This window comes from Shinella sp. GW821-FHT11G07 (assembly GCF_058808115.1).
The window spans coordinates 1-14,057 of sequence record NZ_JBXARJ010000016.1 but is presented as its reverse complement, the minus strand read 5'-3'; the positions used below and the strand labels follow the sequence as shown (position 1 = coordinate 14,057).

At 59.6% G+C, this 14,057-nt stretch carries 10 protein-coding genes; 6 read left to right on the top strand and 4 right to left on the bottom strand.

Annotated features, from left to right (window positions below; all coding sequences use genetic code 11):
* Positions 1 to 242 precede the first annotated feature (242 nt).
* A complete protein-coding gene (locus tag AC1RT2_RS25665; protein WP_493106534.1) occupies positions 243 to 6,248 on the top strand; it encodes an FG-GAP-like repeat-containing protein in 6,006 nt (2,001 codons plus the stop codon).
* Positions 6,249 to 6,502: 254 nt separating this feature from the next.
* Here AC1RT2_RS25665 and AC1RT2_RS25660 read toward each other — a convergent pair whose 3' ends face one another.
* The gene (locus AC1RT2_RS25660) at positions 6,503 to 8,110 is read right to left on the bottom strand and encodes a winged helix-turn-helix domain-containing protein (RefSeq protein ID WP_493106532.1); all 1,608 of its coding nucleotides are present in this window, start codon (positions 8,108 to 8,110) and stop codon (positions 6,503 to 6,505) included.
* A gap of 393 nt (positions 8,111 to 8,503) precedes the next feature.
* Between AC1RT2_RS25660 and AC1RT2_RS25655 the strand changes: the two genes are divergently transcribed.
* The 3 genes from AC1RT2_RS25655 to AC1RT2_RS25645 all read left to right on the top strand — a co-directional run bounded on the left by AC1RT2_RS25655 (position 8,504) and on the right by AC1RT2_RS25645 (position 11,703).
* On the top strand, positions 8,504 to 9,445 hold the full coding sequence (locus tag AC1RT2_RS25655) for a hypothetical protein (RefSeq protein WP_493106530.1): 942 nt from the start codon (positions 8,504 to 8,506) through the stop codon (positions 9,443 to 9,445).
* 868 nt (positions 9,446 to 10,313) lie between these two features.
* A complete protein-coding gene (locus AC1RT2_RS25650) occupies positions 10,314 to 10,580 on the top strand; it encodes a hypothetical protein (protein WP_493106528.1) in 267 nt (88 codons plus the stop codon).
* A 121-nt stretch (positions 10,581 to 10,701) separates the two neighbouring features.
* Complete coding sequence (locus AC1RT2_RS25645) at positions 10,702 to 11,703, top strand: hypothetical protein (RefSeq protein ID WP_493106526.1); 1,002 nt, start codon at positions 10,702 to 10,704, stop codon at positions 11,701 to 11,703.
* Between the two features lie 12 nt (positions 11,704 to 11,715).
* On the opposite strand, the gene AC1RT2_RS25640 is transcribed toward AC1RT2_RS25645, so the two are convergent.
* From AC1RT2_RS25640 to AC1RT2_RS25630, 3 genes are all read right to left on the bottom strand, one after another.
* Complete coding sequence (locus AC1RT2_RS25640) at positions 11,716 to 12,021, bottom strand: hypothetical protein (RefSeq protein WP_493106524.1); 306 nt, start codon at positions 12,019 to 12,021, stop codon at positions 11,716 to 11,718.
* Positions 12,022 to 12,510: 489 nt separating this feature from the next.
* Positions 12,511 to 12,702, bottom strand: a complete 192-nt coding sequence (locus AC1RT2_RS25635) for a transposase (RefSeq protein WP_493106719.1) — start codon at positions 12,700 to 12,702, stop codon at positions 12,511 to 12,513.
* A gap of 20 nt (positions 12,703 to 12,722) precedes the next feature.
* Positions 12,723 to 13,283 carry a hypothetical protein gene (locus tag AC1RT2_RS25630; protein WP_493106522.1) on the bottom strand — a complete coding sequence of 187 codons (561 nt, stop codon included), beginning with the start codon at positions 13,281 to 13,283 and terminating at the stop codon, positions 12,723 to 12,725.
* A gap of 109 nt (positions 13,284 to 13,392) precedes the next feature.
* Here AC1RT2_RS25630 and AC1RT2_RS25625 point away from each other — a divergent pair, with 109 nt between their 5' ends.
* Positions 13,393 to 13,626, top strand: a complete 234-nt coding sequence (locus AC1RT2_RS25625) for a Com family DNA-binding transcriptional regulator (RefSeq protein ID WP_493106520.1) — start codon at positions 13,393 to 13,395, stop codon at positions 13,624 to 13,626.
* Positions 13,575 to 14,012 carry a formyltransferase family protein gene (locus AC1RT2_RS25620; RefSeq protein WP_493106518.1) on the top strand — a complete coding sequence of 146 codons (438 nt, stop codon included), beginning with the start codon at positions 13,575 to 13,577 and terminating at the stop codon, positions 14,010 to 14,012. The genes AC1RT2_RS25625 and AC1RT2_RS25620 overlap by 52 nt, the downstream gene beginning before the upstream one ends.
* The last annotated feature ends 45 nt before the right edge of the window (positions 14,013 to 14,057 follow it).

Sequence of the window (14,057 nt, the reverse complement as noted above, 5' to 3'; positions counted from 1 at the left end):
GAAGAATGAAAGTTTCGCCCACGCGGGCGCTACGAATTACCGGCCTCCCGCTCTCTGCGTTTCCGCGCGGCATAATTGTCTGAAGCGGAGACGTCGTCGTTCTGTGCTGTGGCAGTTTGCCCCCTTGGCGGCGAAATCATGCCGAATGTCGGGAATGGCGGGCTGCGGCTTGTTTTGTCCATTCCGGGAATGCGCTGCGGCGAATTCCTGTCTTTTAAACGCTCGTTATCCGAGGGAATACGATGAGCACGACCTTTACCAGACAGGATTACAGCCTGGGTGTCAGTCCCGTCGATCTTGCCATCGCCGACATCAATGGGGACGGCAACCTTGACCTGGTGGTGACCAATGTCGGGTCAGCGGCCAAGCTTCTGGTGTTGCAGGGGAACGGTACGGGAAGCTTCTCGACGTCGACGAACATCGACGTCACGACCGGCGACCCCAGCATGGGCTTCGCCAAAGTTGCCGACATGAACGGCGACGGCCATCTCGATATCGTCTTCGACAGTTACTATGACTACAGCGTCCGGGTGCTGCTCAGCGATGGCGCGGGAGGATATCAGGCCGGACCCCCTGTGAGCTTCGGATCCCGCCCCATGTCGATGGCGATCGGCGACGTCAATGGCGACGGCCGGACAGACGCGGTGACCACGAGCCAGAACGGTGTGATTACCGTGCTGTTGGGCGATGGGCAGGGCGGGTTCTTGAGCCCGATCAGCAACGCGTCCATCAGCTCGCGCTTTCCGGGCTCCGTCACCCTGGCGGACATGAACGGCGATGGCAAGCTCGACATCGTCGCCTCCGGCAACTCTCCTCCGTTCGGCAGCGTCTCGGTGATGCTGGGCGATGGTGCCGGCGGCTTTACGGCCGTTACACATTACAGCATGGGAACGCGCCTGCCGGGCACCGTGACCGTTGCGGATATCAACGGCGACGGCAAGCTCGATGCCCTGACGACCAACATCGGAACACCCGGCACGGTTTCGGTCCTGTTGGGTAATGGCAATGGCGGCTTCACATCCGCGACGGACATCAGTGTCGGCGCCAATCCCGGCTCCCTCGCAGTGGCGGACCTGAACGGCGACGGCAAGCTCGACCTCATCACCGCAAACTCCAACGCCAACAGCGTTTCGGTGCGGTGGGGGGACGGCAGCGGCAACTTCTCGGGCGGCACCGACATCGCCGTCGGCAGCATGCCGAAAACCGTCAAGGTGGCCGATGTCAACAAAGACGGCAGGATGGACATCGTTGTTACCGGCGTCATGGGCGGCGGCGTCACGGTGCTGCTGGGCGGCAAGAAGGCAGATGTCACGGCGATCTCGTCGAGTGCCACCGGCACGCTGAAAACCGGCGATACGGTTACCTTCACGCTGACGACCGACGTGCCCGTCACCGTGAACGGCACGCCGGAACTGATGCTCAGCAATGGCGGGCGAGCGGTTTTTGCGGGGCTCGACGGTAACGGCAGGCCGACATTCACCTACACGGTCGTCGAGGGCGATACCGGCACGAACACTCTTTCCATTACCGGCATCGACAGCACCGCTGGCTCGATCGATGGATCGGCCGAGTTGAGCTTTGCGACGCCGATCGGCGCCGTCGGCGGCAACGGAATCCATTCCCAGATAACCGCCGTGGATGTGAACGGCGATGGCAAGCTCGACCTGCTGACCGCCAACCAATTTATGAGCACGGTTTCGATCCTTTTGGGTGATGGAACAGGCAATTTTTCCAGCCCGACGCAGGTCACGGCCGGCTCTGGCAGCTACGCCCTCTATAGCCTTGCCACCGGCGACATAAATGGCGACGGCAAGATCGACCTGCTGACCGCCAATGGGACTGATGGCACCGTCTCCGTGCGGTTGGGCGACGGCGCGGGCAATTTTTCCAGCTCGACTGAGATCAGCGTCGGCGGCACCCCCCAAGCCATCATCCTTGGTGATGTGAACGGCGACGGCAAGCTCGACATGATCACGGCAGGCGGCGGTGTTGCCGTGCGGCTGGGCGATGGCGCCGGCAATTTCTCCAGTGCGATAAGCGTTGCAGGCTCGGGATTGGCCGTGGCCCTTGCCGACGTGAACCGTGACGGCAAGCTCGACATGCTGATATCGGGCGGGCTCAACATCGCGGTGCGGCTGGGCGATGGTGCGGGTCATTTTTCCACTTCGGGCACGGCCAGTGTCGCCAGTTTACCGACGTACCTCACCGTTGTGGACTTGAATGGCGATGGCAAGCTCGACCTGCTGTCGGAGCATAATTCGTCCAACCAGGTTTCCGTGCGCCTGGGCAATGGCACCGGCGGCTTCTCCGGCTCGACGCAGCTGACCTTCGCAAGCAACGTCCGCGACATCGCGGTCGGCGACGTGAACGGCGACGGCAAGGCTGACGTGGTCGCGGCGAACGGCGGAAACGTGTCGGTGCGGCTGGGTGATGGGACCGGCAATTTCTCCGCCTCGACGGATATCAGCGTGGCTGCCTCGTTGGACGTCATCAGCCTTGCGGACGTAAATGGCGATGGCAAACTTGATATTCTGGCGTCCTATAATGGCACCACGTGGGTGCTGCTAAACACCTCGTATACGGCGGCGTCTTTCGACGGCACGACCATTTCCACTGCGGACGGATCGCTAACCGGGCTCGAGGTGGACGCGACCCGGCCGGATGCGCCGACCCTCGCGCTTGCCAACGATACCGGTAGGTCCTCGACCGACCGCCTTACCAACGACGGCTCCCTGACGATAGGCAAGGAGGTTGGAGCAACGCTGAGCTATGTCGTCGATGGCGGCCAAGCTTCGGCGAGCTACGATCCGACAGCGCTTGCGGAAGGCGAACACACGATCGAGGTGACGCAGACGGATCTTGCGGGCAACGTGTCCCTGGCCGGCAGCATCACATTTACGATCGATCGGACCGCACCGGACGCAGCCGTCCTGGCGCTGGCAACCGACAGTGGAAGGGCCCCCACGGACGGGATCACGAACGACGGTGCGATCACCATTGTGGGCGTGGAGGACGGCACGACACTAACCTTCTTCGTGGATGGTGTGGCGACCTCAAACTATGATGCTAATGCGCTTACCGACGGCGAGCATACGCTGGAGGCAATGGTGACGGATGCCGCGGGCAACGTTTCCACCACAAGCAGCCTCACGTTTACGCTCGACAGGGCCGCCCTGGCCCCCGTTCTTGCCTTGACGTTGGACACGGGTGCGTCCTCGACCGACAAGATCACGAAGAGCAATGGCGCCCTGACCATCACGGGAGTGGAGGATGGTGCGACGCTGAGCTACGTCGTGGATGGCGGCGCCGCAACGTGGTACTACGATCCGGACGCGCTTGCCGATGGTGAGCACACGATAGAGGTGATACAGAAGGATCTCGCCGGCAACGTCTCCAGCGCAGGCAGCATCACCTTCACGCTCGACCGGAGCGCGCCGGACGCGGTGGTCCTGGCGCTGGCATCCGACACGGGAACGTCCGCTACGGACAAGCTCACGAACAACGGCGCGCTGGCAATCTCCGGTCTGGAGGACGGCACGACGCTGAGCTATGCGGTGGATGGCGGAGCGGCATCGTCGAGCTTCGATCCGGATGCGCTTGCCGACGGCACGCATACCGTCGAGGTCATTCAGACGGATGCTGCGGGCAACGTTTCCGACGCAGAGAGCATAACATTCACGATCGACAAGACCGTCGCTGCCCCTGTCCTTGCCCTGACATCGGATACCGGCTCATCCTCGACCGACAAGATCACCAGCAGCGGCGTACTGACAATCACCAAGGAAAACAACGCCACGCTGAGCTACATCGTCGATGGTGGGACGCCGTCGAGCAGCTACGATCCGTCCGCCCTAGCCGATGGCACACACACCGTCGAGGTCATTCAGACGGATGCCGCGGGCAACATTTCCGACGCAGGCAGCATAACATTCACGATCGACAAGACCGTCGCAGCCCCTGTCCTTGCCTTGACATCGGACACGGGCTCATCCTCGACCGACAAGATCACCAACAACGGTGCGCTGACAGTCACCAGGGAAAGCGGCGCCACGCTGAGCTATGTCGTGGATGGCGGAGCAGCGTCAAGCAGCTACGACCCGTCCGGGCTTGCCGATGGTACACACACCGTCGAGGTCATTCAAACGGATGCTGCGGGCAACATTTCCATTGCCCGCAGCATCACCTTCGCGATCGACAAGACCGTTGCGGCGCCTGTCCTTGCCCTGACATCGGATACCGGCTCATCCTCGACCGACAAGATCACCAGCAGCGGTGCGCTGACCATCACCAAGGAAAATAATGCCACGTTGAGCTATGTCGTGGATGGTGGCACGGCATCAAGCAGTTACGATCCGTCCGCCCTGGCCGATGGAACACACACGGTCAAGGTCGTGCAGACGGATGTCGCCGGCAATGTCTCCGATGCCCGCAGCTTCACCTTCACGCTCGATCGGACAAAGCCTGTCATGCCGGTTCTTTCCCTGAGTTCGGATACGGGTGCGTCCTCGACCGACAGGATCACCAGCAACGGCGCCCTGACGATTGCGGGGAAGGAAAGTGGGACCACGCTGAGCTATATCGTCGATGGCGGCCAGGCATCGAGCACCTACAATCCGTCTGCTCTCACCAATGGTGCCCATACCGTGAAGGTGATCCAGACCGACAAGGCCGGCAACGTGTCGTCGGCCGGCATCCTGACCTTCACGCTGGACAAGGCTGCGCCGACCGTGACCGGTGTCACCGCTTCCGGTCCGGGCGTCAGCGGCGGTTCGGGCACGCTCACCACCGGTCAGACGGCCGAGTTCAAGCTGACGCTCAGCGAGGCGGTGGTTCTGACGGGCGCCACCAAACTGACATTGACGCTCAGCAACGGCAAGCAAGCCATCTACGATGCCGCGGCATCGGGCAGCAAAACGCTTGTTTTCGACTACAAGGTCGGGCTTGAGGACACGGCAAGCGATCTCTCCGTCACGAAGCTCAACCTCAACGGCGCCACCATCAAGGATGCCGCCGGCAATCTCCTCAACATAACAGGTGCCAGCATCAATCCGGCCGGCAAACTGGTCATCGATGGGTATACCGGCACATCGGCTGCAGACGTCTTCAACGGCACTGTCGGTGCAGAGACGTTCCGCGGTCTGGGCGGCAACGACACCTATATCGTCAACAATGCCGGCGATGTGGTGGTGGAAGGTGCCAGCGCCGGCACCGATCTCGTCAAGGCGTCGATCAACTACACGCTGACCAGCAATGTCGAGAACCTGACGCTGACGGGTTCGTCAAAGCTCAGCGGCACAGGCAACACGCTCGCGAACACCCTGACGGGCAACGACGCCGACAACCTGCTCGACGGCAAGGTCGGTGCAGACCGAATGATTGGCGGCAAGGGCAACGACACCTATGTCGTCGACAATGCCGGAGATGTGGTGGTGGAAAGTGCCAGCGCCGGCACCGATCTCGTCAAGGCGTCGATCAACTACACGCTGTCCAACAATGTCGAGAACCTGACGCTGACGGGTTCGGGTAAGATCAACGCCATCGGCAACGGCCTTGCCAACATCCTGACGGGCAACGATGCGGACAACGCGCTCGACGGCAAGGCCGGCACGGATCGTTTGATCGGCGGCAAGGGCAACGACACCTATGTCGTCGACAATGTCGGCGATGTGGTGGTGGAAGGTGCCAGCGCCGGCATCGATCTCGTCAAGGCGTCGGTCAACTACACGCTGTCCAACAATATCGAGAACCTGACACTGATCGGCTCCACAAAGATCAATGGCACGGGCAACACGCTCGCCAATATCCTCACAGGCAATGACGCCGACAACCTGCTCGACGGCAAGGTCGGGAACGATACGCTTGTCGGCGCTGGTGGTGCCGATACGCTCTATGGCGGTGCGGGGGCAGATAAGCTGACCGGCGGCTCCGGCGCGGATGTGTTCCTGTTCAAGGCGGTCACGGATACGACAGTCGTCGCCGCCGGCCGCGACACGATCATCGACTTCAACCGCAGCCAGGGAGACAGGATCAGCCTCAAGGCGATCGACGCCAATCTGGACCTGAAGAACGACCAGGCCTTCACGTTCATCGACACGCAAAAATTCCACAAGAAGGCGGGTGAACTGCGCTACGAGATCAAGAACGGAGACACATTCATCTCCGGCGATGTCGACGGCGACGGCACGGCGGACCTCTCCATCAGGCTCGACCTCAGCCTGGCCATGAAGGTGACCGACTTCATCCTGTGATCCTGCAGGAGAAGAATGTTCATACAGAAGGTGCTCATACCGAGTACCAAGCATCGTTCTTCAAGCTGGAGCGGGGCGGCGCCTAACTGCAGGACAGCAATGGTAGCGGCATGACCTGAAGCCCGAACATCGTGCCTATCTCCAGATCAGGCCGCGGCTTACGATGGCAAAGCACCGGTGCTTGGCCGCACCGAAAGGGCGCACGAGACCTGGGCAACGAATGCCGGCGCGTCCCGCGCCCCTCGCCCTTTTCTTCAGGGTTTCCCGTCTCTTGGCAGGCCCAATTTGGCAAGTGTGTCACTTATCTCGCGGGCAGCCTGGAGATAGGTTTCGCTGGCGTTGCGGGTGGGCAGGGCGATGTTCAGCGTGGTGGAGCCGGGGCGCAAAACCATGCCTTTGCGCAGAGCTTCCTCGGCTTCTTCCTGTCGGCCGAGGCGTTGATAGGCGACGGCAAGCAGCATGTAGGTACGACCCGAGGCGGGCGTGACGGCAAGGGAGCGCAGCAACCATTGCGCTGCTTCCTCATTGCGTTCCAGGATGAGGGAAGCGAGGCCGGCGCCGAGCAGCCATGTCCAGCGGGAGACTTCCGGCGTGTCGAAGCTGTCAGCCTTGACGAAGCTGGCGAGCGCATCCTCGAAGCGGCCAAGCTGAAGCTGTGTTAGGCCAAGCTGAAAGAGGGCCGCACCGTCCCAAGGGTTGATGGCGAGGGTGCGCGCGCAGGTGACCAGGCTGTCTGCGAACTGATTGGTCGCGGTCAGGAAGCGGCAATAGGTGCCGAGCACCAAGGCGGAATCCGGCATGGCCTGCTCAGCCGCCTCCAGAAGCGCGCGTGCGTCGTCTTCCGCCTTGCTTTCCTCGGCCGGTGGATACCAGTCCATCTGGATCGCGCGCAGGTGCAGCGCAGCGAGGGCAACCTGGACATCCACATTATCAGGCTCATCTGTGCGGTATTTTTCCAGAATCGCGCGCGCCGTCGCAAAGCGCTCGCGCGTCGTCTGGTTGATCGAAGCGCCAGCCTGCTGAATGGCGATGCGCGCTGGATCGCTCTGCGCGGTGATGTCGCCGGTCTCCAAAGTGTTGAGCCGCAAAGCAAGCGCGTAGCCCACGCCGGCTGCCAGCCGCGATCGCAGGTGTTGCGTGTCCGGCGCGCGCGCATCTATCGCGATATCCGCGACCGATTGGATCTCACGCGTCGCGGCGTCGGTCAGGCGAAGCTGCAGCGTCCAGGATCGCGGGTCCTTTCGCAGGGCTCCTTCGACCAGCAGAGTTGCGGCCTCTGTGTCCTGCACCGTCAGTCGCTTGCCTTCTTCGGGTGGCGTGACAAGGCGGATACCGTCGATTCGGGAAAGGCCGCCGATCAGCTCGGCAGCCACCCCATGGGCAAGCGCAACACTTTCGGGGTCATCTTTGTTGAAGGTGAACGGCGCAACCGCGATGACAGGCTCTGCCCGGCCGGAAATGCCGCTGGACGGCAAAAGAAAGGCCGTGAAAGCCGCCCCGGCCGCCAGGATGGCAAGCCCCGCAGAGAAAAGCCTCCCCCAGTGTCCAGCAAGACGAAAGCGGGAGACGGCGCCGGACTGATTCACCGCGGCGATTGTGGGTGCGTCCTCGTAAGCGACTGCATCGTCGGTAGAAACATCGGCGGCAAAAAGGTACCCCCGACCCGAGACGAGCTTGACTGTCTGGCGTTGGTGATCGCCGAGCGCTGCACGGATTTCGCGGATGCACTGGAAGAGGCTGTCTTCTCCGACATGAACCCCCGGCCAGATCGTGTCGAGCAGTTCCTGCTTGGTGAGAAGCCGGTGGCTGTTGGTGACCAGCAGGCGCAGCAGTTCGAACGTCTTCGGGCGTAGATGAATCACGACTCCATCGGGACCACGCAGTTCGGCGCGGCCCGGATCCAGAGCGAATCCCGAAAAAAAGAACACCAGGCCCCCATCATCCCACTGGAGTTGACGCGCAAAATAGAGAACGGCCGGGCGGGACGTCAACCTGTGCCGTGCAGGCTGAACCTCATCATGGTGCGACACGTGCCGTTGCTGCGCCCTTGCCGTTGATTTCAGAAAAATTTCAGAAAATCCCTAGCTCTTGCCGGTGTCCTATCAGGACGTCGATGTGGGAGTGGATTATCAATTTAGGAACCGCGAAAGCGGAAATGAAACCAGCCACTTTAGGGGGTAGGGTGATGCGAGGCGACGGGGCGAGCGGAGCGTCAGTGCCCGGGACCGGAGGACAGGCGAAGCGCAGGCAACATCATGCTTGACCAACACGTGACGTCTTCCACTCCCCGGCTTTCGGAGCTGCCGGAAGATCAACTTGACCGTTTGATGCAGGCCCCGGCTTTTCCGGATGTCTTGCAGCTTCTGGCCCGAGGATTTGGCGTGCTCTATGAGAATGCCCCGCGGATTTCCTCCCTCTTCGCCTCGCAGCAGAGATGGCTGCTGTGCCATGCGGGTCTCGCCCTTCATTTTCGTGCGTCCCTTGAAGGTACACCCGGCTTGACCCGACGAACGCTCGGCGTGCTTGCCGTCGACCTCCGTCTCGCCAGCCGTAACACGGCCTATGCTTTTTTCGACGAGGCGCTGAAATACGGCGTCATCCGCCCGTCAACGGTGGGTGTTGGTGCATACGGGAGCGAGGTCGAGCTGTCGCCGGCGCCGATGTCCATGCTGATCCACTGGTACGATCTGCATTTCCAGGCACTCGACCGTCTCGACGGTGGCGACAGGAGCAGTCGATTCCTGGCGCAGCCGGAACGCATACTGGCCACTCTGGCACCCATCTTCGCGCCGGCTTTGCTGTCGAGTACTCAGGTGCGCATGCCGGGCCCATTCTACACGATCTTCACCTGGGCGGATGCGGGCGGCAACCTGATGGACCGGCTGATCGCCGGCATCGACGAGCACACGCCCGCACAGCAGGGCCGCTTCCTCACGGATGTCGTCTCGATTTCTCATCTCGCCCAGGCTTTCAGCTTGTCCCGGGCCCATGCCAGCCGGAAGTTGGCGGCGGCAGAGGCAATCGGCGGCATCGGCTGGTACGGTCGGCGCGGCCGTTCTTCCATGTGGATATCGGCGGATTTTTACAACGAATATGCGCGAGCGCAGGCGCAAAAACTGTTCATTCTCGACAAGACCTTCGCTGAAGCCAAGGCGGCGCAGGAGCAATATGACGAGGCTTATTCTAGGTCGGGCTGACGCGTGCCAAACAGGTGCGAATTGTCGCCTCTGATGCCTTGCACCGCAATCGTTCCGACGCTGTTCATCGCAGATGCGGGTCTCTGATCGCCCGTCCATTTCAAGACGATCTGGCATCAGGTAGCTCTAAAGACGGTTGAACAAACGTCAGGGATTGAGATTGGCGATCTTCTCATCGAATGATTGAGATGAGAGTACAAACCTGCCGTTAAGCTCCTTAATTTGCAGCTTTACACACTGGGCACGCTTACTGACCACCGCTGTCGATGAAGGATGTATCCTGTATTGCTTGATCCGGTGCGCAATCGACGGCATTCGCGAGAAACGCAGGCTTTCCTCATTGGTTGGGCAATACCCTGATCCAAAATGCGTTAAGTAAGTGCTTTTTTACAACGTCAACTCCTATTCGCTAAACAAGAAGTGCCTCGCGGTAGGCTAGAGTCTAGTCACGCGTCGAATTTAGTTCGAGCAGTGATGGCATATGCTACGCCGTCATGCTACCGGATCTTTGCACCTGACGTGATCGGGATAGCGGGATAATAGAACACTTCCTGACGCGCGTGCCCTCCCCGGTTTTCAATTTACACGCTGCCCTAGTTGGTTCGACTAGAGGAGAGTGGGCTTGACTGCCATCGGGCTTAAGATGCGTCCGGCTGGATGCATAAAACGAACCCGTGACCCGCGCGAGCGCATTCAAAAAAGCAGATCCCTCAGCGTAAAATAATTCGGAAAAGTCAATCCAATTCTAATCGACGATCAACATGCATTGATCGCCAGCCGCGGATGGCTCGAATCAGAAAGAGCCTCCGACATGACCATGTGCCGTCTATCATAGTGTAGGGATTTTCGGACGCAAAGAAGAGCATTGATGCTGGCCGACTGCAAGATTGCAGCCAATGCTGGATGGAATCACGGGATCTTAAAAGCAGTGCGTGAAAAGCTCATCGGGCTGGAGGATTTCGCAGTCGAATTGACCGGGTTCGAGGCATCGGAAATAGATATAGGGGCAACTTCGCCGATCCTGCGGATAGTTATCCAGAAGTGCCTGAACCGCCAATTTCTCGCCAAGGCGATTTGTGGCTGCTCAGCGACCATCTCCGCCTCGTCGAGGACGGATTTGCAGCCCTCGATCTGAGCCTTCGGAAGAGACGTACCGAAAACGCCGGACGCGGGCTGGCGCGCCGACGCAAAAAATGCGGGGCGGTTCATGGAGAAACGACATTGAAAATGGACCGCGCCGAAGTTACGTTCCGCGCATGAACGACAACACCACCAGCCCTCACCACCACTTAATCGATCGCGGAACAGCCGATCTATTGGTTATTTTCTCGGGTGCATCCCGCAAGCCGGGCCAGTTTGATTTTCGCGGATATGCCGAAAGAACTGCCCACAGCGTATTGCTCATAAATAATGGGCAAAACCAATGGTATCAGCAAGGCGTTCCCAGCCTTGGCGCATCGATCGATGCCTTGATTGCCGAAATCCGATCAATAGCTCGCCGGATTGGCAGCACGCGACTCCACTTCACCGGCGCGAGCATGGGCGGTTATGCCGCGATGTTGTTCGGCTCCCTGTTTCGGGCACCCGCACTTGCATTCGCCGCCGATACCCGCCTTCGCCTGCCGCACACCCACAGTATGCGATTGATGGTCGGCGACGCAGTGTTTCCGGATTTGCGGCCACTGCTCGCCGCATCCTCGGAGCTGTCCCATAGTCATATGATCGTTGGCGGTATGGATGTGATGGATATGGTAGGTGCCGACCACGTGCGAAAATTCTGCAACGTCATCTGCGAACCCCAAGCGGGCCACGGAATCACTGGGTTTTTGCGAGAACGCAATCAACTAGACACATATATAGAAACATTTCTCGCTGGAAGGATAAATCCCGCCGAGAAAACTATACCATCGGCAGAGGCCATACAACTACTCTATCAAATCAGATTCTCACCACGCGAAAAAGACTGCAAAGACATGCTACTCATGGCCGAGAGGGCCAGAAAGATTGAAACGGAAAGCCTTCTGGTGAAATATTATCTTGGATATGCGAAAATTAAGACGAAACAGTACGGAGAGGCTGTAGAAATATTTCGATGCCTTGCTTCCGAAGCACCAACGAATGAAGATATTCACTTTTACTACGGTTTTTCATTGCGCTTGGCTGGCGAGAAAAGCTCGGCTGAATCCACTTTGCTTGAGCATTTAGCCAGATGGCCATCCTCGGCAAGGGTAAAGACACAACTCCAAGCGCTGACGTGATCCCCACCGCTTTCAACTCGCCAGCGCCGCACCAAGTGCATCCACACGGTTCAGCAACGCAAAATCCGTTGAAGCGGAGACAGTAGTGCGTCCGCTGACGACTTCATTGAAGCGAACACCGAAGACTAACCATTGTCTATCGGTTCCGGCATCAACTGTGGGTATGCCGGCAGTATATTCGGTATAGGCGCTGTATTTTCCGACGCTTCCGCCCCAGTGCCCGACCACCGCCCCGACGTCCACCAGGATATTCCGCGTGAGCGCGGCCGGAGTGAGGATGCGGTTTCTGTCGTTGCCGGAAAAAATGAGCTGATCCATGTCGATATCGGCGCGGAAGCGTCCTGCTGAAGATCATCCAATCATCCTTGCACTTGGCAAAGACGATGAAGAGGCGCTGTGTGGGTTCCCATCCGGTGGAGAAATCTCGGCTCCACATATGCGCCAACGCAAGATAATTCGCGTGGAAGTCTTGAGTTTGCAGGCCGAACGCAGGGGCCGGCGCGAGGTCGCCCGATTGTTAGGGGCACCTCAACGCCACGTTCGGCGGATGACCAACAAGCCACCAGACAAGCACGAGCCATCAAGAAGGAGTTTCTATCTGCCTAGATGCTCTCAAGAGCGGGACCGAGTGATCGAACGCGACCGGCGAGGCCCTGCCGGCAGGGTGGGCATCGGTTCTATATCGGGGCGCCGAATTTGTTGAGACATTAGAAAAGCATGTTACGCGCCCACTCGATATCATATTCAAAGTCTCAGCGGCGTTGGATCGATACCTAAGCGAACAAGGCAATGCTCTAGGCACGAGACTCAATTAGCCCACCAGATGAGGATAGCTGCGATGAGGATTGCGGCGTTGAAGTTTGTGGCGAGTTTGTCGTATCGGGTTGCGATACGTCTCCAGTCTTTCAGTCTGCAAAAGGTGCGCTCGATCATATTGCGTCGACGATATGGCCTTTCATCGAAGGGGTGTCTTCGCTTGCGGGCCGGATTGTTCGGTATGACGGGGACAGTTTTCCGCTTCAGCAGGTACCTTCGACATTGACACGTCCGTCAACACCGGCGGAACGACTGTTGCTCTCTTCGGCGCCATCTCCACCCGTTTTGCACCGGGCATCGAGTTTCATAAACTTGGCAACGGCTCCCTCGATGGCAGCAATGTCGCTAACTACGCCAACCAGATGGCCCCGTTCTTCGCCGAACTCCGCCTGGACCTCCTGATCGTCATTCTCGGTACGAACGACACCCGCCGGAATGCGTCGTTTGAGACTTTTACAGCGGCCCTTAAGATTTTCGCCGCAGGAGCGCGTAGCGCCAATGCCAACCTGGGGATCATCTTCTGGGCACTCGCCGATACCAAGTCGGCCAAGGTACGGCCTTTCACAGACTACGTCGCCGAGATGCATCGCCTGAGCGGCCCCGGCTAGATTGGCTGCGAGTTTTTCAACCATCACAAGCTTTTCGGCCCATAGGCGGCGGCAAACGCGCTCGGGCAGTTCGCCGACAATCTGCACGTGAGACCCTGCGGATTCAATACCGCCAGGGAATGCACCAAGCGCTTCTTCTGGCTCTGAAAGAGCCATCTTAAAATGGCTGGCTACCCCTACACACTTCACCGGTAGGACAACAACCGCCTGCTCACGACCAAGATACGGTCCCCGATCCGAAGCGTTCCGTGACTAGCCTGGATCAATGGCGGTGACAACGATATCGAACTGGTACGGCGCAATCTCGCCGACAGGACGCGGATGGGCGTCATGGGTACGCCTGAAGTCCACGAGGGCTATTGAACTCAAATGCCGCCGATGCGGTACTATGAACCATCTGAGGCCACCCGAGCCCGCACCCGACCGCCCCGAGCGGCATGAACAAGGATGCGGCTGCTATGCCCTCAAAGACTGCCCCTCTCCCACCGCTACCGGCTGACGCTCCCAAGGCGCCCGCCGCCAACCGCTACAAAGAACAGTACGGCATCATTCTGGTCTGCGCGGATGAAGCCGCCGAGGTCGCGCTCTTCGAAGCGCTACCATCCGTCGCTTCTTCCCCTTCATCGCGGCCGCAACGCCGTCGAGGCGGCAGTAGAGGCCGGCGACAAGATAACGGGTGGCACAGCGTTTCACCTGGACGAAGGTTTCGATACTGGCCCGGTCGTGTTCCAGGACTGGTGTTTTGTCGGGCGGGGTGAAAATGCCGGCACTTTCTGGCGGCGGGCACTTGCCCCGCTCGGGCTTGACCTATTGGTTAGAGCGGCGTCGCACCTTCAAGATTACGGGTTCGTCCTGACCTTGCCCCCAAGTTTTATCCAGTTTTGAGTTCGCTCCAGCGGTTTTTGGTTTCGGTGTTTGCGGCGGTAGCGG

What these genes read in the sequence shown, in the direction of transcription:
- AC1RT2_RS25665 (WP_493106534.1), top strand. Translation starts at nt 243, where the DNA reads ATGAGCACGACCTTTACCAGACAGGATTACAGCCTGGGTGTCAGTCCC.
- AC1RT2_RS25655 (WP_493106530.1), top strand. Translation starts at nt 8,504, where the DNA reads ATGCTTGACCAACACGTGACGTCTTCCACTCCCCGGCTTTCGGAGCTG.
- AC1RT2_RS25650 (WP_493106528.1), top strand. Translation starts at nt 10,314, where the DNA reads ATGCTGGCCGACTGCAAGATTGCAGCCAATGCTGGATGGAATCACGGG.
- AC1RT2_RS25645 (WP_493106526.1), top strand. Translation starts at nt 10,702, where the DNA reads ATGAACGACAACACCACCAGCCCTCACCACCACTTAATCGATCGCGGA.
- AC1RT2_RS25640 (WP_493106524.1), bottom strand. Translation starts at nt 12,021, where the DNA reads ATGGATCAGCTCATTTTTTCCGGCAACGACAGAAACCGCATCCTCACT.
- AC1RT2_RS25630 (WP_493106522.1), bottom strand. Translation starts at nt 13,283, where the DNA reads ATGGCTCTTTCAGAGCCAGAAGAAGCGCTTGGTGCATTCCCTGGCGGT.
- AC1RT2_RS25625 (WP_493106520.1), top strand. Translation starts at nt 13,393, where the DNA reads ATGGCGGTGACAACGATATCGAACTGGTACGGCGCAATCTCGCCGACA.
- AC1RT2_RS25620 (WP_493106518.1), top strand. Translation starts at nt 13,575, where the DNA reads ATGCGGCTGCTATGCCCTCAAAGACTGCCCCTCTCCCACCGCTACCGG.